Below are 25410 nucleotides of genomic sequence, written 5' to 3' on the forward strand. Positions count from 1 at the left end.
TTCAGAAAAATGCTCTGAACATAAGTTGGCTGAAAGCTGTTAAAAAAATGATTTGTTATTTGATAGACCCTTCTGCATGTGCGAATTCATTCTGTTCGATCTGCATATTGGATTCTTTAGCATATAGTACATAAGTGATCAGACTCAATAATGCGACAATTGCCATCATCCATTGCACATACGAAGGAGAGACTGTATCCAGCATACGCCCTGCCACAACAGAGAACAATCCTCCGCCAATCGCACAACCTGCCATGACGATACTGGTATTGCGGGCTATATTTTTGGGCATTAACTTTTTCATATAGACCAGTGTAACCACATAAAGACCGGATAACATTAACCCTAACAATACGATCAATATATAGCTCAGTACAGGATTGCGATTAAGAGCAAATAAAGACAGTAACACGATCATACTGCTCCAATGAATAAATAAATATCGACGGTAGCCGATCCGTTCTGCTTCATAACCGGCAAACATCCGTCCTACAATCATCGCCGCCCAGAACACTGTGACACTGATCGGTGCTGTTCCTGCATCTGCCATACCTGTTTCTAACATCAAAGATGGCAAATAATTGACCAGCCCAATATCAGTCGCTCCATATAAGAAAAAGAGAAATACAAACGATGGTAATAACAGACTTCCACCTACCCACAATCGTTTAAGTCGAGCAGAAGGATGATTTGTTGCCGCTGCTGCAACTACAGCACCGACAGGCCCTGAAGAAGCGGCTGTTGCTGGAACCACATGAGGAAGATCGGTTAGATGACGTGGTAAAAATAACGATTCCACCCCTTCAAAACGACTGAATCGCACAAACAAAGATAAAAAGATACAATACACTGCTATTCCTAATAGCGCATAATTCCATAACCCAGAACGAACTAACATTCCAATCGCTAATGGAAATAATAATGAACCTACACCAAAAGCAATTTCCAAACGACTCATGGCAATCGCCGCATTAGACTGTAACCCTTCCAAAATAACTGCGGCAATCACCGATTCAATAATGCCTCCAAGGAATCCTGCTATCGCAATACCTACAATTAAGATCGACCATGGAGGTAAGAAAGCAATCAAAATATAACAAGCTGCTACACCGATTGCGCCTATATGTAACATCGTTTTTTTCGATATCCGATTGGCTAACCATGGCTGAATCAACATCCCAATAATCGATGCTCCAAATTCAATAAATATCAGTGCCCCTGCATCGGTATAATCCCGATCATAGAGCGGCAATAATACGGTGACAATCGCTGCCACGGTGACTTTAATGGCACCCATTAATAAATAAAATAAACTTCCCATCCAAATCAAACGTTTCAAAACTGCCTTCCCTCCTTCATCAGTCTGCTCCTACTCCATCAAGCGCACTGCTAACTGCAAGAATTATACTTCTTCTATAGTGCAGATGCATTCAATTTTCATCATTTTTTAAATTTTCATGAAAAATGCTGTTATGCCCTATTCTGCTTACATATATAGACAATACAAAAGTCACCTGCACACTCTCATTCATAGAGTATGCAAATGACTTTGATCTATGTTCCAAGTTAAAAAACGGTTCACTCTTCTTCTACACTCACATCTAACACATGCTTCGCTAGATCCACATACGTGTTGTCTAGCTTCACTTTCACTTTGCCTAATCTGCGCTTTTCACGCCACTTGGCTAGATCAGCTTCAGAGTCTAATCGCAATTCAGCTAATTCTTCGGCACGATCAAACATGTATTTACTGGTGTACAGCAATGTATAAATACCTTGCCCTGCCAATGCAATAGGTTCTGTTCGTTCTTGCCACTCGGTAACTGTGAATTTTACATATAATAAATGAGCTTTCTGCGGTTCGGCAGGAATTTCGGTAATATTGGATCGCTTGACGATATCCCATCTGTCTACTTTGCCATAATAGCTTATACCCGTTCTACCTAAGGCTTCAAACTTTCGTCTGGATTCACACATCGCTACATACTCAATCTGTGTAATAACCTGTGTATCTACAAAGTTAGCTAACGGAACATGATAAAAGCGATGGGCAAGAGCCACCTGTATCTGCTCCGGTCCTCGCACCGATCCAATCAGCATATTTTTGTCGACTAATTTGTTTTGGTAATAGGCTTGAGTTCCCCGTGGTGAAGGAGAACGTTCATAGGCTTTTTCAGGGCTATCTTGAATTAGCTCATCTAAGAATTGTTCGACCAGACTTGTCGCATTAGGCAAAAAAGGAAAAGCTCCTACATTCAGCTTACGTATACTGCGGTAAAAGTGATGTTCACGGAATTGTTCTTCATCACCATAGGGAAATAATACATACGCTCCAAACATGCTACGCTCGTACTTCTCTGCTGTAGACGCATGGACAATCGCATCACGGTAACGGTGCATCGTATTAATATCTTCTTCTTGCGGTCCCGGCTTGAGATAAGTAGAAGCATACGGCGAGCCTTCTACTGCGGCATTTAACTTGTATTTGGCATCAAAAATAAAACTGTATTCTTTCTTCTGCCCTGCATCTACCTTCATTAAAGACAGCACATTATCCGGTCGCTGTGGCAATGTAGGGGTGACCTCTTTGCTCGGTAGACTGTTGTAATAGAGCACAAACGTTTCATTATTACGTGGATTCAGATATTCCATACGAGATTGCTGTCCTCTGCCTAACGTCACAAATAATCCGCTATGGTTGAGCCGGATCAGATTTTGCTTAATCAATGGATATTTACGGCTAAGCAATTCATTTAACTTCAAAAAACACCAGTATTCATAGATTTCTGCAATATCTTTCATGGATAGACGCAATAGATCGCTTTGGATCGACAAACCTTTTAGTAGCAAAAGGTAATACCGATACATTTCCCGATACCCCGGTGCCATCTGGAGAACCAGACTGCTACTCATTTGTCGCATGGGTGAGATCGCTTGTAACCATTCTAGAGATAACAACTGTTCTAATCGGGAGATCATTTGGTCTACCCGCTGTACAAACACAGGATCATACGCTCGACTACGGAAATTCTGTGGTTTTGTTAGCTGGTTATACTGATCTCGCAACTGTTGTAACTTGCTTGAAATGCGCTCTAACATCCAACGCAAAAACCGATTTTCTGCGGTATCATAAGAGATGTGCTTGACCGTATCCAGTAAATGAGTCGGCTGGTAACGCTCGGCCCCAATCGGTAACCATCCATGTACAGCATCTTGCTCTACATACTGCGGATGTCTGGCTAAATAAGCATTGTTGCGATTACTGCCCCGCTTGACCCTTGCTGCTGGTCTACGTTCTAGCGATTGATCCAGCTTATGATGAGGTTGTCGATTGATTCGCTCCATAGCCGTCTCCATCTGGTGAAAGAGATGAGTAATCAATGCAAAAAACTCACTCAAACTCTGGTGCTCGGTCTCTCGAATACGCACAGATTGGTATGTTCGTTTGAGAAAGTCGAACGACAGATTATAGACTTGCTCATTCACTTCACGAAGTAACTGGATATAATCTTGCTTATAATCCAGCTTCGAAGGAAAAATTTCCAGTTCGATCGACAACAATCGCTGTCCTCCACTGCGTAATTCCAATTCAGTAAAACCGACTTCATTTTTAAAATTCAACAGACCCGACAATACCTTTTCTCCTTTAGACGTGACAGCCTCACGAAGAGCTAAGCTATCATGGTGAAAAGTTAGAGGTAAATGCATATCATTATCTGACTTAATCAACAAAAATTCATAGTTCTGTTGCTCATAAAAACAAGGAAAAGACGGTGTTGTTCCGTCCCATAGTATCAATTTATTTTCAGTTGGTGAGAACACAGAGATCTTTTCAATAACTACATCCGGTGAAAGAGAACGACAGATCAGATGCGCATCGACCCATTCTCCTTCTTGGCGGTGCAATTGTAACGTTTCGACCACCGGATGATACGGCTTGCCTTTAATATAAATCGTACCAATATTACATGTCACTTCTAATAGATCAGTACTATGGTTAAGAAATCCAGTAGGATGTGAATCCATCTTCATCTAACCTCACAATCATATCTACCAGCTTATGTGCTGTCTGTGGATAGTTTGCTTGTGGTGGCGTATTCCCGCGATCCCATTGTCTCCAGAACGCATCATCATCTTCCATCGGTGAAGGAATACGGACACTGTCTTGTAAGCAAAAGCTCAATAATTTCACCAGTACACGTCGTACACCAGACTGGCTTCCTTGAATACGTGGCAAAATCTTCTGCATCACCTGTAGATCAAACGCTTCTTCTTCACTCATCAATCCAAAACGTTCATTATAGATCACATAAAAGCACACTGCATCCCGTATCCGAAAACCCACATGGGCATGAATATCTTCCAGTATTTCATTGACTGTCACCAGTCGCTCTGTAGTACGCGTAATCAGCTCTGCATAATGGTCATAAGCGTCAATCAACTGCAAATAATCGGCTCGTAAAAAAGACTGTTCTACCGGTACTGCTTCTACGATCTGCTGACTTTCTTCACGTAACTTGGGCAACTGCATCAGATCAATAGTGTTGAATTCAAGCGTATTCGCCCGATCCAGTACTTTTTTGCTAAATGGATACGTTGTCTCATCCATATTTACGGTTCCGATCAGGTAGACATTTTCCGGTATTGCCAGATTTCCATATCGTTCTAAATCGCTTTCCAATTCTAACGTAGCTGCTGGAATCACCGGATCAGTCACAATATGTCGACCCTGCCACGATTGAGTCTCCAATAGACTTAAAATATCGCTGAAATAATGTTCCACTCGCGCCAAATTCATCTCATCCAGACAGATAAAATAAGGCTTATGGCGGTTCTCCGGTTGAGATGCTTCTGCAATCACTAACGTAAGTGGCCCTGGCTTAAATGTGCCAGATAGATCTTTGTACCCGATCAGATCGGTCGGATCGCTCCAATCTGGACGCACAGGAATTAAGCGAAATTGTCCATTGAGCGCTGTAGCGCCGACTGCTTCAGCGAACAGACGAATAAGACGTGTTTTCCCTGTGCCAGAGATACCGGCGAGAATAACGAACGGGCGTGTTTTGAGAGACAGGTAGAAGTTGTCGATCAAGTGGGAAGGGAAGTAGAATCCACGTTGAGTGATGTAATCGCGTACATGATCCAATACTTCTTTGATCTCAGCATCATGGATAAGTACAACCGATTCTTCTTCGACTTCTTCGACTTCTTCCTCTTCTTCATCATTCAACTGACTTGCCCATTCTGTATTCGGTGTCGCATCTATACTTTGCACATAAGAAAGATAAGTCTCTACCGCATCCCATAGATCGTCTACCAATTGCTCATTATTAGGCATATCATTTAAATCATAACGAGTATAAGCAATCGTAGATGCCTGATAGTCTTTAGCATACGTACTTTCGCCCAAATCAATGGTTCCTTCTAAGTTCAATCGTGTTGGCGGTAACATTGCTCTGATTTCTTGTGCTTTTTGTTCAAATTGTTCATAAGCTTTCTTAGTACCCAGACGGTTCTTCATATCGGTTACACCGTATTGCAATACAAGGTAAACGGACTGCATATCTTCTGCAAACAAATAGGCAACATATAATCCACGTTGGGTAGTATCCGTAATCTGACGATGCATAATCGCAATCCAAGGAATATATGCCCAATTTCCTTGTCCCAAAGAACCTTGTACTCGAAAATAAGTATGGATGAACTGCAACGAACGAATATGTTCAGGGATTACATTTCGCATATATTGAGCTAAAGGATTACGCTTAAACGGTTCTCGACGTGCTTCTGGATATTCCATCATAATCCGCATCAGATCATCTCGAATCGAGAAATCGGAAGGCGGTTGTGCATAGTATAATTCCAGTTCATCTATTGTAAATTGGTATAATTCATCTAAAACAGACTGATCCCATTGGTCGTACAGGTCTTTTTTAAAACCAATTGTATATTGCTCACTAGGTACATGTAAGATGGAAGATAATGCTTTGATTGGCGTGTTCATGACATACTGAATCCGACTTAATTGCACATCAGCCCATCGTGTTGCTCTCACTTGAGAAGGTGGTTCATCTACGCGCAGGCTCTGTGCTTCTCGTTGTTGTAAATAAGATAAGAAACGTTCTCGTACTTTGAGCATCGATACTTCATGAAGATTAGACTCTTTCATTTCGTCTAGTAAAGATAAGATCAGTATCATTTTATATGATTTTTGCTTGTGATTATAAATGGATTGTAATTCTAATGGCAATGTCATAGGTGCTCTCCTGTAAACGGATTAGAAAAATAAGTTCTTTCTTAATATATTAAACTAAAACTGGATAGAACGAAAAAAGAAAGTGATCTACCAACTAATGGAGATCACTTTTTTCTAATATCAAACACATAATTTTTTATAAAGTATTCATCATATAGTATGTATAATCTATCATTGAAGGTTATTACATGATAAAATAATAGTATAAATACCTTTAGGAAGGAGCATTTTATATGGCTGTTAGATTGAGAGAAAGACCTGTACTTACAGGAAAAGAAGCCAAACGTTTTTTAGAAAAAAACAAAAAAAATGAAGAACTGATGAAAAAATATGCCGAAAAAAAATTAAGGAGTACAATGAACGATTATCTAATTCCTAATAATAGACCATTAGAACATAGAATCATATCCATAGAGGATTTACCTCATTTAAGAAATTTTTCTTGCGGTAATCATTCTATGGATTTTTTTCTACAAGCAGAAGCTTATCCCTCTCATATTGTTCGAGATTCTAGCACGACTTTAGTTTTCTATCAAAATCAAATTATTGGTTACTACACCCTTCAACATACTCCTCTATCCTCTTTGATTAATGACCCTGATATTTCAAAAGAACAACTTGTACTTGATATTGCTAGATTAGCTGTACACAAGAATTTTCAAAATAAAGGAATCGGTATAAAAATAGTTAATCATATTTTACATATGGCAATACAGTTAAATGAACGATATATTGTTTTAGATGCCCTAAAAGAAAAATGGACATGGTATCGAGATCATTTTAAATTTGAAAGTTTATTCGAAGTAGATTTTATTAATGGGAGTTCCTTTGTAACAATGTTTATGGATCTGTATGATCAGGATTTGATAAAACAATACTATGATGAATAAATATGATAACAAAAAGAGCCTCTATTTGAAATAGAGACTCCTTTTTATTTTAAATAGATTTTTTAAAAAAAATAATATTATGACTAAGCTTGCAAACGCATCTCCCTACGACTCAAAACATAAATCGAAAATAGACATGTCAATGGCGCCAAAGTAGCTACGTTGATCGTCCAATCGCGATACATAATTTGCTGTACGACACTGGCTGTAAAAATAACAAAACAAACTATCATCGCAAGAAATACAATTGTATGCGCAGGATGCTTGGAACGTTTATAAATCATATGTACAATTCCCCAGATCACCAATCCATAAATGATGACATTAACAAGTATAACGAGAGCCAAACCGTATAGATCTGACATTATATCACCTCCTATTGCTATTGCTATTTCTATTGCTCTTTTGATTGTTCCTTTTACTTATTTTACTATAAAATGGAATAAAATATAAATAATTGATCTATAGAGGAGGGTACTTATGGCTTGGGGAGCGATTTTGCCGTTTGTGTTATGGATAGTCATGCTTGCATTATTTGGACTGTTCTTATACGGGTTTATCGTGTTTATTTCTTATTTGAAACGGAAACAGTAAATTCATACACAATGATATTCATGTACTTATTCTTTTAGCACAACATAATAGCCACTTCAAAAGCCTGCTCCTTGTCTCCTTCACCAGACAATCGAAGTAGGCTTTTTCATTTTAAAACTTTGTACTGTTGTATAAAAAGCGAGGACGATCACACCGACAATAAAAATAGCAATACATTTCACATCCTTACTTACGGTATTTTTTCAGTTCTACAGATTAGACACTTATAGATAATATACTGATACCCTACTATATTGTGATTATTTTTTCCAATTTCATTCTATAAAAGGTTCTTCTGGCTTAGTATATTTGGACATATGCTCTCAAAGACCGAAAGAGATGTTTGAGTAATATTCATTGTTTTTAGATACGGCTACTTGTATTTCAAATTTTAGACACTTTTGAATGAATAGATTGGGCTAATTTCACTTAAACAGCACTTTCATCCAGTACGATACACATGATAAAATAGATAGAATGAAAATGAGTACGCAAAGGTGTTGCTTCTATAGAAGAAACCTAATTTCGTTATCCTCATTTTGTTGTATTCATCACATGCTTGTACTATACTTTAACTCCCCAGCGATCCAATTTTTTCTATTCGATCGATGTACGATAGTCCGTATTTTCTGGATAATGCTAATCGTAAATATAGACATATCTTGTAATTCTATAACTTATTATTAAGTAACTTATTAATCAATATTAAGGTGAGATGATAAATGACAATTGAATTACTTGATCGCTTACGCAAAGATACGGCTGTATATCATGAACAGATAGAGGGTAATTTCTATGCCAAAGGTATTATGGCGAAATCACTCACTTTGGATGAATATCGCACTTATCTTGCGAAGTTCTATGGCTTTTTAAAACCTTTAGAACAACAAGCTGTTCAGCATATGGGTAAGCTTGGGTCTAATGCTGGTTTTGATATGAACGTACGTGCCAAATCTCCTTTGTTGGAACAAGATTTGATTCACTTAGGTATGACTGTAGAAGAGATACACCAATTGCCTTTGTGCACAGACTTACCGGATATTTCAACGCCTGCACGAATGTATGGAGCTTTTTATGTGATCGAAGGGTCTACACTGGGTGGACAGATTATTACGAAGCAGTTAATGAAGTTCTTGCCTGTTGATCCTGAAGGTGGTCTGCATTACTTTAATGCGTATGGTGCAGAGACTCGTGCCCAATGGTCAGCTTTCCGTGATCTATTGTTGCAGACAGGCGTCACCGAAGAAGATAAAGAAAACATCATATCTACCGCTAAAGAAACTTTCCGATTACTTGATCTATGGTTAAGTACCCATCCTAACTAGCAAAAGAATAACATCATGATCTACAGGAGGCTAACCAATCCATGGCTGGTACAAATAATAATGAATCTGATTTGCTGAATCGTACACTTCTCACCGAAGGTAAATTTACAACTCAGGAACCGATCGATCTGACCAATTGTGATAAAGAACCGATTCATATTCCCGGGCAAATTCAACCTCATGGTGTCTTACTAGCCATCACCAAAGATGATGAGCATACCATTGTACAAGCCAGTCGCAATACGATGACTTTATTCGGTGTAGAAGCAGAAGAGTTATTAGGTCAACCTCTCGCTACACTGATCGGTGAAGAACAACTTATCGCTCTACTCCAATATGATCTCAGTACACAATCTACTTCTGATCTACAATATACACGTTTGAATATTAATGTTCAGGATACAATTACTGAATTTTTTGTGATTTTGCATGAAAGTGAAGGGCTGCTTATTTTAGAGTTCGAATTAGATACGATTGACGAACATACGGTAGCGAATGATTTTGAATGGATTCGTACCTTTTTTGGACGGGTCAAGCAGACTAAGAGTCGTAATGAAGCCAGTCAGGTTGCCGCAGAGCAAATTAAACAAATGCTTGGATATGACCGTGTGATGATCTATGAATTCGATGAGAACTGGAATGGTAAAGTCATTGCTGAAGCAAAAGAAGCGGAGTTAGAACCTTTTCTAGGACACAACTATCCGGCTTCTGATATTCCCAAACAAGCTCGTCAGTTATATCTACGCAATTGGTTACGTACCATTGTAGATGTCCATTATACGCCAGTAGAGATTATCCCTACAGTGCAACCGATAACGGGTAAGCCGCTCAACTTAAGTCTGTCTATTTTGCGTAGTGTCTCTCCTTTGCATATTGAATATCTGCATAATATGGGCGTTGGCGCAACGGTAACGATCTCGCTTATTCATGATAATCAGCTATGGGGATTAATTACCTGTCACCATTATTCACCTAAATATATTCCTCACCGTGTTCGTAACCTGTGTAATTTTCTAGGTTCGTTCTTCTCTAGCGAATTGTATCAACGACAACAGATTGATGATTATGAATCTGAAATAGCAATGCGCCGTCAGGCTGCTCGAATTGCAGATGTATTTATACGTAATACCAGCTTTGTACGTGTGATTGAGCAATTACAAGAAGAGGAAAAAACATTGCTTGATCTGATGAGTGCTTCTGGCGCAGCCATTAGCTATCAGGATAAATTATTGTTATATGGACAGACCCCTACTGCTGGACAAGTCCGCGAACTTGCCGGTTGGTTAGGTGGCAAAGCCAAAAATTACGTCTATGCTAATTCGCGTCTTAGTCTAGATTATGAACCTGCCAAAGCCTATAAAGAAAAAGCATCTGGAGCGCTCTATCTTGCTCTTTCTCCAGGGCAACAAAATTATATTATCTGGTTCCGCCCTGAAGTGCTTCAAATTGTAGAATGGGCAGGAGATCCAGTCAAAGCTGTGATTCAAGATAATGATGGTATGCGCCTTTCTCCACGTAAATCTTTTGAGAAATGGAGACAAGTGGTTCAGTCGACTTCATTCCCGTGGAAAACAAAAGAAATCAACATCTTGCCTGAACTCAAAACGATTGTTCATCGGCAAACAGAGAATCAATTGCAACAAGTAGAAGAATTAGCACTGCAAAATGCACGTATTTTACGTCAAAATGAGCAACGCTATTTGCAATTAATGGAGCTGTCTCCTGTTGCTTTTCTGACGATTACCAATGGGCAAATTATCTATTCGAACAGTGAAGCTGTCGAGTTATTCGGAGCTAAAAGTACACAAGGTCTGATTGGCAAAGATTTCGCTCAATATATCAGTAAATCATCTCAAACAGATATGCAAAAAAGTTTGGAAGAATTGCAGGAAAATGTAGTACAGCTTATCTCAACCAATGGATTCTTTACCGATGTCGATCAGAATGTAATGCAACTGGAAGTAACATTAACTTCGATCACGTATGGTGGTCAACCTTCCGTCATGATGATTGCACGGTTGATGGCTTCCAATGTTGAGCAGACAGAAGCCTATACTACACTATCTGATCAACTGCATAGCTATCTCGCAACCGATCCATTAACGGATATCCCTAATCGACCTGCTTTTGAAAAAGCCTTAGAATTAAACTGGGCAAATGCAATAACCGAGCAAAAACCTCTTGCTTTACTATTGGTAGATCTGGACGGTCTACGTGCTTACAATGCGGTACATGGACTCAATGGTGGCGATCTATGCTTACAATGGGTAGCTGATGTACTCACGATGATTGGAAGTATCCATGAAGCGACGATTGCTCGATTTAGCGGTGGTGCATTTACAGTAATGTTAGTTGGAGCAGATCAAGAACAGGCAGGAAGTCTAGCTGAAGAAATCAGTCAAAGTGTGCTTGCTCTACAGATTCCACGTGACTCATCCAATTCAGGTGAATTTATGACCGTAACGATTGGTGGCGTATCTATGATCCCGAACGCTTCCCTACAACCTACAGACTTGATTGATCAAGTCGAAAGATCGTTAATGAGAGCCAAAAACAAAGGTAAAAATCAGATTTTCTGTTGTGAAGCTCAATATTAATTATTATGTATAGACCAACCCCTTTATCTCTTTCCTTATTTATAGGATCGTAGATAAAGGGGTTTTTAGTCTTGCTTCATATCATTGTATCTTTTCTCATTTTCAGTCCATGAATAGATGCCTGCGATGATTCCCACGGTTACTACAACAATAACGATTGCGATCAACGTTGTTGGCGTAAATAAAGTGAGCCATTCACTCCATGTCGATCCATAACTAAATAATTGAAAGATTGCAATAATCGCCAATAATACCAATGTTGCGCGTATACTTTGCCAGATCATATTAAAAGCAAAGCCTCGTTTTCTTGCTTCATGCCATTTCTGATAAAACTTCTTCTCATACCGTTTGTATGTCACTTCTCTGTATATTGCGATACCGATAAGGATCATCAATCCGATATAGTACCAGATCGGATAATCAATCTTAGTGATGAGTGGAATCAACAATAATACCAGACTTGTGACTATCGTTCCTATAAGTTGTACCGCTCGTTCCCGGTTCATATGTATACTCCTTTCGTCTGCTCACTCTGTTCTGCTACCTTTTACATCTACTCCTATCTATTGTAGCATTGCTACATTTGCCATCTCCACTCTATATGTTATTACCTACTTATTGATTATGTTTACAGTATCATATTGATTATAAAATTTCTTGTATCCTATGTTTGCAGACGTTATATTACAAAAAGAAAAGCGTTTCGACTTTTGCTAAAACGTGTATTAATACAGGTTGAAAGGCTTGTCCAAACAACATACATAGAACAGATTAGGGGGCTATATCGAAGTGGCTGAACAACCAAAAAAAGAAAGTTTCATGTCTTTAGTCAAAAAAGGAAACAAATCTTCGGCTGTAGCGATGACAGGTAATGCGGTACTGGCAATTTGTAAAGGCGGAGCCTTTCTGGTCAGTGGTAGTGGAGCCATGTTCGCTTCTGCGATGCATTCACTAGCAGATGCAGTCAATCAAGGATTTGTTTTTGTCGGTAGTGTATTATCTGAGAAAAAGCCAACCCCTCGTTTCCCTACAGGGTTCGGACGAGTCATTAATATTTTCTGTATGATTGCTGTTATTGTCGTTACGATTATGGCGTATGAGACGATTCATGAAGGTATTCACTTGTTGCAACATCCAGTCGCTCATTCTGGTGGGGTATGGATAAATATTGCAGTGCTTGTGCTTAATATTTTGATCGACGGAGCCATTTTAATCAAAGCGATGAAAGAGATTTTGAAAGAAGCACGTGCTCCTGAAGCCAAAGGCTTTGCACTGATGCCTGCGGCTTTCAAAAATGTAGGACGTGCGGCTCCACCTACACGCCTTGTATTTTATGAAGATATTGTAGCTGTACTTGGTGCTCTGTTTGCTTTGATTTCTGTCGTTGTGATTGCTTTGACTAACTTTGCACTTCTCGATGGTATCGTCACTACATTAATCGGGCTACTGATGATCGCTGTCGCTTTCCGTGTCGGTTATGACAATATGATCGGACTGATCGGTGTTGCGGCTCCGCAAGATATCGAAGACAAAGTATCACAAACGATTCTTGCTGATGAACAAGTTGCTGATATTCAAATGATGCGTATTATTCAAGAAGGACGCTACTATCATGTAGAAGGTCTGATTGAACTACACAAAGGATTAACTCTTGCTGATGCAGATGATATCAAGTTCCGTATTCAGCAGAACTTGATGACCAATCCTGATATTGCTGACGCTTCGATTTCAATTATTGAAGACGATGGTATTCATAGTTGGGACAAAAAACAAGCAGATGTATTGAAATAATCCATGTGCTATCGAGCCTCTAGTCCACTGGTCATCTTCCAGTGAACTAGAGGCTTTTTGTATTGTGAGCGAAATGCTTTTGGATCAACTCTATAAACATCTGAGCAGCAACACTCATATAGCGATCGGTACGATGCAATAATTCGATACTGCGTACAGGAGCATCATTCACAATCGGGATTGCTGTTAATTGATCATCGGGTAGATCTTCGAGCAACGCATGAGGATGAATACTGAACCCGATACCTGCTTTGACCAGTTGTAACTGTGAAGCGGCTGATCCGTTGTCCATCAATGTCTGTACTTTCCAACCTTTCGATTGAAAGCAATCATCTATTAACTTACGTCCAACAAAACCAACAGGATACAAGATTAACGGTAACTGTAACAATTCTTCTAATTCAATCTCCGCACGTTGAGTTAATGCATGACCTGAAGGAACAAATAAACTATACGTTTCGGTACTCAACGGAACCTGAACCATACGTCGATCCAGTACACCAGACAATCCTATTCCAATATCCACTTTATCTTCAATAACCATGTCATGAATTTCAATCGTAGGAACAATTTCTAAGCGTACATTAGGAAATAACTGATGAAAAGCAATCCAGATCGCTCCCATCCGATAATCCAGATCCGAAGGCAAAACAGCGATTCGTAGTGTTCCCCGTTGATTGACCTGTAACTCAGCAATCGACATTTTGGCATTTTGTAGATCACGTAACATTTGTGTGCTGTATTGTTGAAGTAATTTGCCAGCTTCAGTAATTCTTATTTTTTTGCCGATACGATCAAATAAAGGCGTGCTCAGTTCATCTTCTAACACTTTAATCTGCTGACTGAGTGTGGGTTGAGAAATCCCTAATCGGTCTGCTGCTTTGGTAAAATGTAACTCTTCGCATACGGTTATAAAATACTGCAATTGACGTAATTCCATCTTCGTCCTCCTCTTATCCTACTCTTTGCTAATCATAGCCTTGTACTATCATAATAATAGAAACAATAGTATGGTACAATTGTTATTCTTTTCTTATACTATACATAATTCATCAAATGATCTATAGAAAAGGAGCCTTAATATGCGTATACGATATTTAACGATGCTTTTACTATTAGCGGCACTGAACTTACGTCCTGCTATTACGTCGATTTCTCCTGTATTGGAAAATATACGGGCTGACCTTCATATTCAAGGTGTGACTGCTAGTCTATTGGTAACACTGCCGGTATTATGTATGGGACTGTTTGCTCCACTAGCGTTATCATGGAGTCAACGTTGGGGATTAGAAAAAGTAATTACGTTCTCTCTTCTATTAATCGGTGGTGCAACTTTACTACGTGTATTCGCTGATTCGACACTCATCTTAATGAGTAGTGCTTTACTTGCAGGCATAGGAATCGGATTGATTGGCCCGTTGTTATCTGGATTCATCAAGCAGTATTTTCCCAAGCCAGCGGCGATGGTCAGTGTGTATTCCGTTGCTCTCGTGATCGGAGCGGCATTAGCAGCCGGTCTAGCTGTACCTTTGCAACAAGGTTTAGGATCATGGCAGTATTCGTTAGCATTCTGGGCGTTATTGGCACTGGTTGCCGGATTTAGCTGGTTACGATTGGCTCGATCTCCTCAGACTGTAACCACGACAACTGCGGTCTCTTTACCTTTACGTCAGAAAAAAGCATGGCTATTAACCGTCTTTTTCGGATTGATGGCGGCGATCTTCTATTCGTTAACCACATGGTTATCGCCTATGATGGCACATGCAGGATACAGTAAAATCGAAGCCGGTTATATGATGACTTTATTTACACTGATCCAGATTCCGATAAGTTTCTTAATTCCGATTGGGGTGAGCAAGTTCGGCAAACGGGCATGGTGGCTTGTTGGATGTAGTGTTATGGAAATGATCGGGCTACTCACGTTGCATTTACCTGTATCTCCATGGTTAGCGATTGCGATTCTAGGTATAGGTGCAGGTGGATTATTCCCACTAGCTCTAATGCTACCAATTCAAGAAGCGAACAATGCAGGTGAAGCCAACGCATGGTCAGCGATGACACAAAGTGGCGGTTATACATTAGGAGCGATTGGTCCATTGATTGTTGGGTTATTATTCGATTATTCTGGAAACTTTGTCACTGCGCAATGGGGACTGGGTGTTATGATCGTGCTAATGGTCATTGTACAATGTTGGATTGGGAATGGCGCCAAAGCTGTCACTCAGCAGAAACCTCTCATCCCTGCGACTGAACAAAGTTCTTAACCCATCTTTATCATTGCTGTCCTATGATTGTCGAACAGTAGCTTTATGCTAGGAATAGCATACTTTACTTTATATCAGAATCATTTGCACGTTTTATAATGAACTCATTTCTTATGGATCTACACATAAAGGCTTCCTGCTCATCAGTTATATGATGATACAAGGAAGCCTTTTAGGTATGATTTGAATGTAACAATTATCGTGTAGATTACTGCTGTACAGAAAGTGGCTGAAGATTTATCCTCTATAGAAACTTCCTACAATCTTCAAGTGCTTCGAGCGCATAATGCGAAAAGGATAAATATAACCGTGATTACCTAACTTTAATGGACGTGGCCAGACATTGATACCGGATGTAAACAGATACGCTTGATAAATAAATTTGGAACAGTAGCTCCGTTCGATCTGATCGAGATTCGTATTGAGGCGATAAGCTTGCACTTGCTGATAATGCTCTTGCGCCCATAATGCGGCTGCTTGTCCTGCTTCTGCTGATTGAGGACGAAACACAATAAATCGATCTTGATCATAAAATCGCTTTACATACCATTCGACTGAATCTGAAAATACCGGTCCATACGGATGCACATGATACACTTTGCCGTCTTCGCCCAGTATGCCCATATGCCCGGCATAGTAAGTGGATTCAGAACTCGGTGTATACAAAATATCGCCTGCTTGTAGTGGCAATTGTTTAATTTGGGAAACAGGTAGATCGGCTTGTTGTTGACGGGTAGCTGTCCATTTGCGCGGTTGTTCTACGATCACACGATGGATCGCTCCTACAACCGCCAGATATACTTGTGCCCACTGGATTTTTTGGAACCACGATTTGGAAGCTGTATTTATTTTGTTAAGCTGTAATTTAGCATGTAAATTAATCAAAAGATTCCCACCTTTATCTCAAAGTTGCAGTCATCACTATCTATTGTATATACGTATGATTTGGCATTTGGTATCACATGAATCTATTTTGCAAATTCTTCAATCTACTATATGCTTGAAAGGCCACGAAAGTAAAATTTAACCACCAAAGGATGTTAATAATGAATATTATTGATTTACATTGTGATGTGTTATATAAATTTGGAGAAGCTAAAGGGAAATTGAATTTTGCCGATTCGCCTGAGCTGGATACCAATCTAGAACGCCTTCTAACAGGTAAAGTGAAAGTACAGGGATTCGCTGTATTTGTAGAACCTGATCTGAAAGACCCTGAGAAATTCCAATCTTGCCTCGACCAGATTCATTACTTCTATACCGAAGTGCTGGAAAAAAATCCACAGATGGTACATATTACGAAGTGGTCACAGATTGAGCAGTTGCAAGCACACCAGATCGGTGCTTTTCTTACGTTAGAAGGTGTCGATCCTATCGGTAATGATCTGCACAAAATGAATATTTTGTATCGACTGGGTATTCTATCGGTAGGGTTAACATGGAATTACGCAAATCTAGCGGCGGACGGTGCTTTAGAAGAACGAGGAGCGGGATTAACTGCTTTCGGAAGAGAGCTAATCTATTTTAATAATAAATATAAGATTCTCTCAGATGTCAGTCATCTCTGTGAACGTGCTTTCTGGGATGTGATCGAGATTGCCGATTACCCAATCGCTAGTCACTCGAATGCCAGTCAGATTTTTCAAAATCCACGTAATCTTAAAAACGATCAAGCTCAAGCTTTATTTGCTAAAAATGCAATGGTTCATGTGGTGTATTGTCCTTACTTTGTCAGTGACCATGAAACGGTAACGATCCCTGAACTGATCAAGCATATCGACCACTTCTGCTCATTAGGCGGGGAGAAGTTGATCGGACTGGGTTCGGACTTTGACGGGATTATGTATCATATTCAAGGATTAGAGCATGCCGGACAAAGTCAGAATCTAATTAACGAGCTGTTGAAGCATTATAGTGAAGAGCAAGTACACGGATTTGCTTATCAAAATTTCATGAATTATGTATTGAGATAAAGAACCAATAAATACTTTATATACTAAAAAAACTCACCAGATTGCTATGATCGCAATGGTGAGTTTTTTGTCTAGCTATTTAATTACTATATTAGATCATGTCATTCAAAAAGTACTCGTGTGGATATTCAATACGTTATTAATCTTCGAAAGAATACTTTAATCCCCATTGTCCACGGACTTGATCCAGTAGACGCATGATATCTAGTGATTCTTCCAGTGAAATGACTTCACTTTCCAGTTCTCCTGCTTGAATCAGGCGACCGACTTCTTCGGCTTCAAACGCATATCCTTCACTTGGACGATCATCTTCGAATTTCTCGACTTCTTGATCGCTCACATGTAGAGAAGCTTCGCGGCTGAATAAGAATTGTGGAATATGAATATAACCTTCAGTTCCATGGATATAGGCTTCATTCGGTAAATCTACACGAATCGCACCATTCAGTGTTGCTGAGCGTCCGCCTTCATAAGCAAGCAAGATCGAGAATTGCTCATCGACTCCTGTCTCACCGATACTTGCTGTACTGTACACCTTCTCAGGCTTCGCACCAAAGATCATCGAAGCGAAAGATACCGGATAGATCCCTGCATCTAGCAATGCGCCTCCACCTAATTCTGGATTTAACAGGCGGTGTTCAGGGTCCCAACCCATACGGAAACCAAATTCAGCTTTGACCAAGCGAACTTCACCGATCTTGCCATCGCGAATCCATTCACGCACACGACGAATCGGTGGTAAAAAGCGTGTCCACATGGCTTCCATCAGGAATAATTTTTTCTCACGAGCGACAGCGATCATCGCTTCTAGTTCAGCCGCATTCATGGTAAATGGTTTTTCGCATAATACATGTTTCCCTGCATTCAAAGCATCAATAACATTAATTTTATGTAAAGGATGCGGAGTCCCTACATAGATCACATCTACGTCAGGATCTTGCAATAATTTGTCATAACTATCATACACTTTGGGAATATTATATTTACCTGCAAATTCGTCAGCGCTTTCTTGATTACGTGAACCCACAGCATAAGCGATACCATTGGATGTGTGTCCCAGATCAGCGACAAATTTGTTAGAAATCATTCCTGTACCAATAATTCCCCACTTCAACTTACCTTCGTTCGATATAGACATGCGTTTATTCCTCCTATCAGTTGATGTTGCATAGTGCAGTATTTCGTTATTCTAATACTTCCCCAATAATGGGTTAGATTAAGCGTACAAGTTCATATTTGCGAAGTATAGCAGTATTCTGATCTTTTATAACAGATATTTGTTGTCACATAGATCATTCACCTATCAAAACTTAGAAAGTACATCCCCATAGCACGGATAAAAGAAAAGGTGAAAAGACAGCAACAGCCTGCTTTTTCACCTTTGAAGGGTATATGATCTATTTCCGCAATAGAATAAGGATGAGATTTATTCTTATATAGATAGTCAATTTTGCTGTTTTTTTACCTATTCTTGCTGAACCTTTTCTCGATCTTTACCTTTATCAGACTCGCCTGCATTTTTGTTAGCCGCATCCCGATCTTCTTGCATCTCAGCTACACTTTTCACTTTTAGACGGGCAGCTCCTGCATACTCCTGAGTCGGAATAAGGTTGCCCGAAGCAAGACGTTCTTTAGCAGCGACAATCGCATCTGTATATTGAGGTAACCATTCTTCGCCAGCAACTAGCATTTCATCGACCATTTGCCAGATTTCTTTGGGATTACAGACAGCCCCGACCAACGGGTCCATCATAAAGGCTTGACGAAGAAGGAAATCATCGCCCGTGATCGCCGCTTCTACAGCTAAACGTTGCACCGAAATACTCACATTACATACAGCAGCAGGACCGAGCGGTAGATCACCTACATGTGGCATTGAGATCCCGTTACGGTCGACATAACCCGGTGCTTCAATAATCGCATCATTCGGTAGATTAGAGATTACCCCATTATTCACCACATTAAAATGCCCCCGATAGACACGTCCTGTCTCCAACCCTTCGATAATGTAGGAACCGTGCTCTTCCCCACGCTTTTCAGGTACAAATCGCATAGGCTCGTCTTTCATCCAATTCGGAAAATCTGTTTCAAACCAATTGCGTCCTTCTGTACATACCCGTAGATATCCACCGGTCTCACCATTGATCCAGTTGTTAAGATCGATCCATTCGCCGATTTCTTGTGGACGCTTGCGATACCATGGCACATATTCACTCAGATGACCATTCGACTCTGTACTGTAATAACCGAAGCGGCGCATCATATCGATCCGTACTTTTTCAGTACGACTGTATTCTTCGTGATTTTCAAAAGCGTCTAATAAACCTGCTGTTAAGTCTTTGCCTTCATGAGACGCTTGGATATACCATGTCTGATGATTGATACCTGCGCACACGATATCGACATCTTTCTTTTCCAGACCATAGACTTCTGCAATCTGGTGATGTCCATGCTGTACACCATGACATAGACCGATCGTATTCACGCCACCGTAGACATTGCAAGCCCATGTCATCATCGCCATTGGATTCGAGTAATTGAGCAATAATACATCTGGAGAAGATACTTCACGAATATCTTTGCAAATGTTTAACATTTCAGCAATTCCACGTTGTCCATACATAATGCCACCTGCACATAACGTGTCGCCTACACATTGATCGACTCCGTATTTCAAAGGAATATCGACATCGGTTGCAAAAGCTTCGAGTCCACCTACACGAATCGTACACAATACATACTTGGCATCTTGCAAGGCAGCTCGTCGATCAGTTGTGGCTTGAATCTGAATCGACAGTCCATTTTCTGTAATATCCCGCTGACATAACTGAGTCACCATATTGAGATTATGTTGACTGATATCGGTAAACGCAATCTCAATATTACGGAACTCGGGCACCGTCAACAGATCACGCAACAATCCACGGGTGAATCCAATACTTCCTGCTCCAACAAAAGCTACTTTAAAAGACATATCATATCCTCCATTCTAAAATACGCTCTATTTGCGTCTGGTGCTCAAAAGGTTTTATATGCTTTTATTGTAGCGTGGTTAGACAAGGAAGCGTTACCAAGATCATGACTACTTTGATGATTAGTTGTCTAATATCCTAACCTAAGCGCTTGGCAGTTAAAGCGCGATCTTACTCTTCTACATACTGCCGATCATAACGAACCACATTTCCACGGTATTCCGCAGGGGTCTGTCCAGTATGCTTTTTAAATAACAAATGGAAGTATTGCCGACTACTCACACCGATATAATCAGCAATTTCTTGAATCGGAATATCGGTCTGTCCTAGAAGCATGACTGCCTTTTCCATCCGTAAACGAGTTAAATAATCAGTAGGTGTCGTATTCATATGTTTTTTGAAAATCCGATGGAGGTAGCCGGGGTGTACATTGACAGCTGATGCGATATGTTCCACCCGAATCGGACGATCATAATTCTGATGAATATACTGAATACTACGCTTCACATACCATTCCGTCTGAGAAGTACTATGAATCTGGGTATCTTGCCAGAGTCTTGCGATCCGCACCAGTAACTGAATAAATAGCAAATCAGCCATCGTACCTGTGCGGTGCTGTTGATCCAGCTCTAACACCAACGATTTCAATACATAGTAGACTTCTTCAGGATCAGAAAGCACAAAATAATGCTGCGGTTGAGATAACAGTTCAGCTAATGCTTCTTCTTCGCTTGCCATTTGAAATAATGAAGGAAGTTGCAATGATGATGGAGCAAAGCCAAATTCAACATTCAGCATACGGCAAGGCGATGATCCTTCAACAATCAAGCGATGAGGGACATTCGCATCGATCATAATAAACTGACCTTTTTTCAACTGCACTTGAACAGGAGCAGACCCATTAGATGCTTGAGCATCTTGCTCAATCTGTAGTTCGATCAGACAATGTCCAGAGATCATATACATAATCTCAGTCGATGGATGTTGGTGGTAAGCCATACTATAATCCTGCCATTGCTTATAATAATAGGCATAAAATTCAGGACGATACTGCTCTGCCATCAACTGTTGACCGAACAAACTTCCTGTTCCTTGTGCAGAAGAGCCTGCATCACGATAAGATTGAATCGGCTGAACTACAGCACTTGCAAAAGCTCGTTCTGACTTGTGCTCCATCGGTTGCATCATTCTTCCCTCCTACCCTAAGCAGAGATATTTTAACGGAATTCTGGTGGTGTACGGCGTGCTACACCGGTACGTATAGCCGCTTCTACAACACCGCGACGAACGTACTCGACTACTTTTTCATTAAATACACCCGGAATAATGTAGAGTTCATTCAGCTCATCTTCTTTAACTACTGAAGCGATGGCTTTAGCCGCCGCTACTTTCATTTCTTCATTAATGACTCGTGCACGACAATCCAGTGCCCCACGGAAAATACCCGGGAAACATAATACATTATTGATCTGGTTCGGATAATCGCTTCGTCCTGTTGCTAGCACACGAACATGAGGTTCAGCCAGTTCAGGTTCAATCTCAGGATTCGGATTCGCCATCGCAAACACAATCCGATCTTCTGCCATCGTTTTAATATGTTCAACTGTTAGTAGACCCGGGCGAGATACACCGATAAATACATCTGCTCCTTGAATAACTTCAGTCAGTCCTCCACGTTCTTGATGAGGATTCGTATGTTCTGCGATCCAGTTCCACATATCATGCGGATATTCTTCGCCTTTGACCAAAGCACCACATTGATCGACTGCAATCACATTATGTGCTCCTGCTGATAGTAGCATTTTGATACAAGCTGATCCTGCTGCGCCTACACCTAGTAGTACGATTTTGGCACTTTCAAGCGGTTTGCCGACGATCCGTAGAGCATTTAATAACCCTGCAAGCACCACCACAGCTGTACCATGTTGATCATCATGGAAAACAGGAATATCCAGTTCTTCTGTTAAACGGCGTTCGATTTCAAAACAACGAGGTGAAGCAATATCTTCCAAGTTGATTCCTCCAAATGAAGGAGCCATCCATTTAATCGCATTAATAATTTCTTCGGTATCTTTGGTATCCAAGCAGATCGGAAAAGCATCGACTCCGCCCAACTGTTTGAACAACATCGCTTTACCTTCCATCACAGGCATTGCCGCTTCTGGCCCAATATCGCCAAGACCCAATACAGCTGTACCATCAGATACCACTGCAATCATATTCCGTTTGATCGTTAGTGAGAATGCTTTTTGCTTATCTTCATGGATTGCCATACATACTTTGGCAACACCCGGTGTATAGACATGGGATAAATCTTCACGGTTTTTAACAGGGAATTTCGGTTGTACTTCTATCTTACCGCCTAGATGGGCAAGGAATGTACGGTCAGAGACGTTAACTACTTTGACCCCGCTCAGTTCTCCAACTGATTTGAGAATACTTTCCCTTACTGTCTCGGGTAGATTCACTGTTAAATCTCGAGTTGTACTTTCAGGGCTAGCATGAATAACGTCAATCGCAACAACGTCTCCACCGGCATCACTAATCGCAGCAGCCACTTCACCAAATGTAACTTGTTTTTTATCCATTTCCAGACGAATGATCATACTTGTTCCGAGCGCCATAAGGATACCTCCTAATAATGTGGGTAAGATGATTTTGCACTATTCATTCTTTTTTAGATAACGCTTACATTATAAAGTTCGGACTTATTATAGCATAGTTTACAGGTAAAAAACTTCCAGCTTCTATAGCCCCTTATTTAGCTATGAGAAGTGCGTATATACTCCAAAAATCGTTTGGTTGCCGGTGATGCTTTTTTCAGTGAATGCACAGCTAATCCTAATGAACGATAGCTTGGATATTCCAGTTCGAGCATTTTGACGTTATGATCTCTTCCTTGCAATACAAGCTCTGGTAAAATGCTGATACCCAGACTATTTTCGACCATCGCGATAATCGCATAATCATCTCCGACTGAAAATTTGATATCTGGTGTAATCGCAAATCGTGACAACAATCGTCTCACATCATAATCTGATCCTTCGCGTGGCATAATAAATGATTCAGTGGCAATACGTTCTAACGGAAAGCGATCTAGATGACTGAGCGGATGATCCAGCGGCACTATCGCTAACATCCGATCTTTTTTCAAAGGAATCACTTCGAATGAAGCTTGGCTAGGAATCGTAATAAATCCACAATCGATCTGTCCATTTGAGATCCAATCTTCAATCTCCTGATAATCGCCTTCGACTAATTTGAAATGGATATTCGGGTATTCTTGCTGAAAATACTTAATCATTCCAGGTAGCCAGTGTACCGATACACTTGTAAATGTGCCGATTCGGATCGTTCCTGATTCCAATCCATGAATCGATGTTATCGTCTGCTTCAACTGTTCATTCCAGTTCATAATCTCTGTGATGGGCTGAACTACCTGTTCTCCATTTACCGTTAATCGTACACCTGAACGATCTCGTAATAATAAAGGAAAGCCAAATTCAGTCTCCAAACTATGTATAATATGGCTTACTCCTGATTGAGTAAATCCCAGTGCTTCAGCCGCTTTGGTTAGACTGCCTAGCTCCACGACTTTTAACAGCACTTCGAATTTGTGAATACTCATGCGTGCGCCTTCTTCCTTTATGATCCGCTCTCTCGATGATCTCAAATAAACATTAGTTTTACTCATGTGATCCATGACAAACATTCAGTGTACTTGAGAATATAATATTACTATACTGAATTTGGAACATTTTGTTAATACGTTATTTTGAAGGTGGGACATCGTGAAGCAGTCTAGAGCAGACTTGTTAATTTTACTGGTGACGTTATGCTGGGGATCCTCGTATTTATTTATGAAAATGGGGCTAGGATCGCTATCTGAATATAATCTGATTGCGCTTCGCTTCGGGTTGGCATTTATATTGACAGGTATTTTATTTTTTAATCATTTACGCCGGATCGATTGGATAACACTTGGTTATAGTGCACTGATCGGACTCGCGTTATTCGCTGTGTTTGTGTTTATTATGTTCGGACTCAAAACAACCACCACTTCAAATGCTGGATTTCTTGTCAGCCTAACCGTTATTTTTGTACCGCTTATTCATTTTGTCGTATTTAAAAAGAAGCTGCGTATGACTCAAACACTAGGAGTATTGTTAGCTATCGTAGGTATCGGGCTTCTGACATTAAGTGGCCCGCTGGGTATTCACTCTGGTGATCTGTTGTGCATTTTGGCATCAATCTGTTATGCCGTGTATATTTTACTCACCAGTGCGGCAGCCAAGATTGTTCGTAGTACACTGAATCTAGGGATATGTCAGCTTGGATTTGCTGGATTGTATGGATTGATCTTCTCCTTTATATTCGAGTCGCCACATCTTCCGTATACCCTTAATGGTTGGATCGCTGTGTTGGCTTTGAGTGTGGTATGTAGTGCTTTTGGATTTATTATTCAGCCTGTTGCGCAAAAGTATACTACACCAACACGTACAGGATTGATCTTCTGTATGGAGCCTGTATTCGCCGCTTTGTTCGCGTTTCTATTTGAACATGAAGTTCTATCGCTTCAAGGTTATATCGGTGCAGGGATAGTTCTGCTGGGTGTTGTCGTATCTGAATGGAAATGGAAACCGCGCTGGACTCGCAATCAGCAACATCAAAAAGTTCAACCGCTAGATATCCAACAAAAAGAACCTGCACACCTCCCATAAAAGGTTGTATCAGGTTCTTTTTTTATG

Annotated in this window: 19 protein-coding genes; 7 read left to right on the forward strand and 12 right to left on the reverse strand. The window is 40.3% G+C overall.

Translation table 11 applies throughout. The features are described from left to right. Positions 1-55 precede the first annotated feature (55 nt). The 3 genes from RCP16_RS14795 to RCP16_RS14805 form a co-directional block, all read right to left on the reverse strand. Entirely contained in the window at positions 56-1339 is a 1284-nt protein-coding gene (locus RCP16_RS14795) for an MFS transporter (RefSeq protein ID WP_308640656.1), read from the reverse strand. Between the two features lie 239 nt (positions 1340-1578). Continuing rightward, the gene (locus RCP16_RS14800; protein WP_308640657.1) at positions 1579-4032 is read right to left on the reverse strand and encodes a DUF2357 domain-containing protein; all 2454 of its coding nucleotides are present in this window, start codon (positions 4030-4032) and stop codon (positions 1579-1581) included. After that, positions 3998-6256, reverse strand: coding sequence for an MrcB family domain-containing protein (locus RCP16_RS14805; protein ID WP_308640658.1), 2259 nt, complete (start codon positions 6254-6256; stop codon positions 3998-4000). The genes RCP16_RS14800 and RCP16_RS14805 overlap by 35 nt, the downstream gene beginning before the upstream one ends. Before the next feature lie 233 nt (positions 6257-6489). Between RCP16_RS14805 and RCP16_RS14810 the strand changes: the two genes are divergently transcribed. After that, the gene (locus tag RCP16_RS14810; protein WP_308640659.1) at positions 6490-7146 is read left to right on the forward strand and encodes a GNAT family N-acetyltransferase; all 657 of its coding nucleotides are present in this window, start codon (positions 6490-6492) and stop codon (positions 7144-7146) included. Between the two features lie 83 nt (positions 7147-7229). Here RCP16_RS14810 and RCP16_RS14815 read toward each other — a convergent pair whose 3' ends face one another. Further along, positions 7230-7511, reverse strand: a complete 282-nt coding sequence (locus RCP16_RS14815; protein ID WP_308640660.1) for a hypothetical protein — start codon at positions 7509-7511, stop codon at positions 7230-7232. A 951-nt stretch (positions 7512-8462) separates the two neighbouring features. Here RCP16_RS14815 and RCP16_RS14820 point away from each other — a divergent pair. Beyond that, a complete protein-coding gene (locus RCP16_RS14820) occupies positions 8463-9065 on the forward strand; it encodes a biliverdin-producing heme oxygenase (RefSeq protein ID WP_308640661.1) in 603 nt (200 codons plus the stop codon). A gap of 41 nt (positions 9066-9106) precedes the next feature. Continuing rightward, positions 9107-11662 (forward strand): diguanylate cyclase domain-containing protein, encoded by a 2556-nt coding sequence (locus RCP16_RS14825; protein WP_308640662.1) that lies wholly within the window; start codon positions 9107-9109, stop codon positions 11660-11662. Positions 11663-11727: 65 nt separating this feature from the next. Here RCP16_RS14825 and RCP16_RS14830 read toward each other — a convergent pair whose 3' ends face one another. Beyond that, the gene (locus RCP16_RS14830; protein WP_308640663.1) at positions 11728-12168 is read right to left on the reverse strand and encodes a hypothetical protein; all 441 of its coding nucleotides are present in this window, start codon (positions 12166-12168) and stop codon (positions 11728-11730) included. Positions 12169-12451: 283 nt separating this feature from the next. Between RCP16_RS14830 and RCP16_RS14835 the strand changes: the two genes are divergently transcribed. After that, positions 12452-13453, forward strand: coding sequence for a cation diffusion facilitator family transporter (locus RCP16_RS14835; protein ID WP_193555934.1), 1002 nt, complete (start codon positions 12452-12454; stop codon positions 13451-13453). A gap of 46 nt (positions 13454-13499) precedes the next feature. On the opposite strand, the gene RCP16_RS14840 is transcribed toward RCP16_RS14835, so the two are convergent. Continuing rightward, positions 13500-14393 carry a LysR family transcriptional regulator gene (locus RCP16_RS14840; RefSeq protein ID WP_308640664.1) on the reverse strand — a complete coding sequence of 298 codons (894 nt, stop codon included), beginning with the start codon at positions 14391-14393 and terminating at the stop codon, positions 13500-13502. Positions 14394-14535: 142 nt separating this feature from the next. Here RCP16_RS14840 and RCP16_RS14845 point away from each other — a divergent pair, with 142 nt between their 5' ends. Next, positions 14536-15717 (forward strand): MFS transporter, encoded by a 1182-nt coding sequence (locus RCP16_RS14845; RefSeq protein WP_069326759.1) that lies wholly within the window; start codon positions 14536-14538, stop codon positions 15715-15717. 237 nt (positions 15718-15954) lie between these two features. Here RCP16_RS14845 and RCP16_RS14850 read toward each other — a convergent pair whose 3' ends face one another. Beyond that, on the reverse strand, positions 15955-16602 hold the full coding sequence (locus RCP16_RS14850; protein WP_308640665.1) for a hypothetical protein: 648 nt from the start codon (positions 16600-16602) through the stop codon (positions 15955-15957). A 161-nt stretch (positions 16603-16763) separates the two neighbouring features. Between RCP16_RS14850 and RCP16_RS14855 the strand changes: the two genes are divergently transcribed. Beyond that, on the forward strand, positions 16764-17690 hold the full coding sequence (locus tag RCP16_RS14855) for a dipeptidase (RefSeq protein WP_273593280.1): 927 nt from the start codon (positions 16764-16766) through the stop codon (positions 17688-17690). 139 nt (positions 17691-17829) lie between these two features. Here the strand turns inward: RCP16_RS14855 and RCP16_RS14860 are convergent, their stop codons facing one another. From RCP16_RS14860 to RCP16_RS14880, 5 genes are all read right to left on the reverse strand, one after another. After that, positions 17830-18828 (reverse strand): Gfo/Idh/MocA family protein, encoded by a 999-nt coding sequence (locus RCP16_RS14860; protein ID WP_308640666.1) that lies wholly within the window; start codon positions 18826-18828, stop codon positions 17830-17832. A 327-nt stretch (positions 18829-19155) separates the two neighbouring features. Continuing rightward, a complete protein-coding gene (locus RCP16_RS14865; protein ID WP_308640667.1) occupies positions 19156-20664 on the reverse strand; it encodes an alpha-glucosidase/alpha-galactosidase in 1509 nt (502 codons plus the stop codon). A 169-nt stretch (positions 20665-20833) separates the two neighbouring features. Then, positions 20834-21724 (reverse strand): AraC family transcriptional regulator, encoded by an 891-nt coding sequence (locus tag RCP16_RS14870; RefSeq protein WP_308642494.1) that lies wholly within the window; start codon positions 21722-21724, stop codon positions 20834-20836. 155 nt (positions 21725-21879) lie between these two features. Next, on the reverse strand, positions 21880-23286 hold the full coding sequence (locus RCP16_RS14875; protein WP_069326763.1) for an NAD-dependent malic enzyme: 1407 nt from the start codon (positions 23284-23286) through the stop codon (positions 21880-21882). Positions 23287-23423: 137 nt separating this feature from the next. After that, a complete protein-coding gene (locus tag RCP16_RS14880) occupies positions 23424-24290 on the reverse strand; it encodes a LysR family transcriptional regulator (protein ID WP_308640668.1) in 867 nt (288 codons plus the stop codon). A 163-nt stretch (positions 24291-24453) separates the two neighbouring features. Between RCP16_RS14880 and RCP16_RS14885 the strand changes: the two genes are divergently transcribed. Next, positions 24454-25383 (forward strand): DMT family transporter, encoded by a 930-nt coding sequence (locus RCP16_RS14885; RefSeq protein WP_069326765.1) that lies wholly within the window; start codon positions 24454-24456, stop codon positions 25381-25383. Positions 25384-25410 lie beyond the last annotated feature (27 nt).

The sequence above is a fragment of the Paenibacillus nuruki genome (genome assembly GCF_963311185.1).
In the GTDB taxonomy this organism is placed as follows: domain Bacteria; phylum Bacillota; class Bacilli; order Paenibacillales; family Paenibacillaceae; genus Saccharibacillus; species Saccharibacillus nuruki.

Bases quoted from the DNA above. Each gene is read 5' to 3' on its own strand.
- RCP16_RS14800 (WP_308640657.1), bottom strand. From the start codon at position 4,032: ATGAAGATGGATTCACATCCTACTGGATTTCTTAACCATAGTACTGAT.
- RCP16_RS14805 (WP_308640658.1), bottom strand. From the start codon at position 6,256: ATGACATTGCCATTAGAATTACAATCCATTTATAATCACAAGCAAAAA.
- RCP16_RS14810 (WP_308640659.1), top strand. From the start codon at position 6,490: ATGGCTGTTAGATTGAGAGAAAGACCTGTACTTACAGGAAAAGAAGCC.
- RCP16_RS14815 (WP_308640660.1), bottom strand. From the start codon at position 7,511: ATGTCAGATCTATACGGTTTGGCTCTCGTTATACTTGTTAATGTCATC.
- RCP16_RS14820 (WP_308640661.1), top strand. From the start codon at position 8,463: ATGACAATTGAATTACTTGATCGCTTACGCAAAGATACGGCTGTATAT.
- RCP16_RS14825 (WP_308640662.1), top strand. From the start codon at position 9,107: ATGGCTGGTACAAATAATAATGAATCTGATTTGCTGAATCGTACACTT.
- RCP16_RS14830 (WP_308640663.1), bottom strand. From the start codon at position 12,168: ATGAACCGGGAACGAGCGGTACAACTTATAGGAACGATAGTCACAAGT.
- RCP16_RS14840 (WP_308640664.1), bottom strand. From the start codon at position 14,393: ATGGAATTACGTCAATTGCAGTATTTTATAACCGTATGCGAAGAGTTA.
- RCP16_RS14845 (WP_069326759.1), top strand. From the start codon at position 14,536: ATGCGTATACGATATTTAACGATGCTTTTACTATTAGCGGCACTGAAC.
- RCP16_RS14855 (WP_273593280.1), top strand. From the start codon at position 16,764: ATGAATATTATTGATTTACATTGTGATGTGTTATATAAATTTGGAGAA.
- RCP16_RS14860 (WP_308640666.1), bottom strand. From the start codon at position 18,828: ATGTCTATATCGAACGAAGGTAAGTTGAAGTGGGGAATTATTGGTACA.
- RCP16_RS14865 (WP_308640667.1), bottom strand. From the start codon at position 20,664: ATGTCTTTTAAAGTAGCTTTTGTTGGAGCAGGAAGTATTGGATTCACC.
- RCP16_RS14870 (WP_308642494.1), bottom strand. From the start codon at position 21,724: ATGGCAGAGCAGTATCGTCCTGAATTTTATGCCTATTATTATAAGCAA.
- RCP16_RS14875 (WP_069326763.1), bottom strand. From the start codon at position 23,286: ATGGCGCTCGGAACAAGTATGATCATTCGTCTGGAAATGGATAAAAAA.
- RCP16_RS14880 (WP_308640668.1), bottom strand. From the start codon at position 24,290: ATGAGTATTCACAAATTCGAAGTGCTGTTAAAAGTCGTGGAGCTAGGC.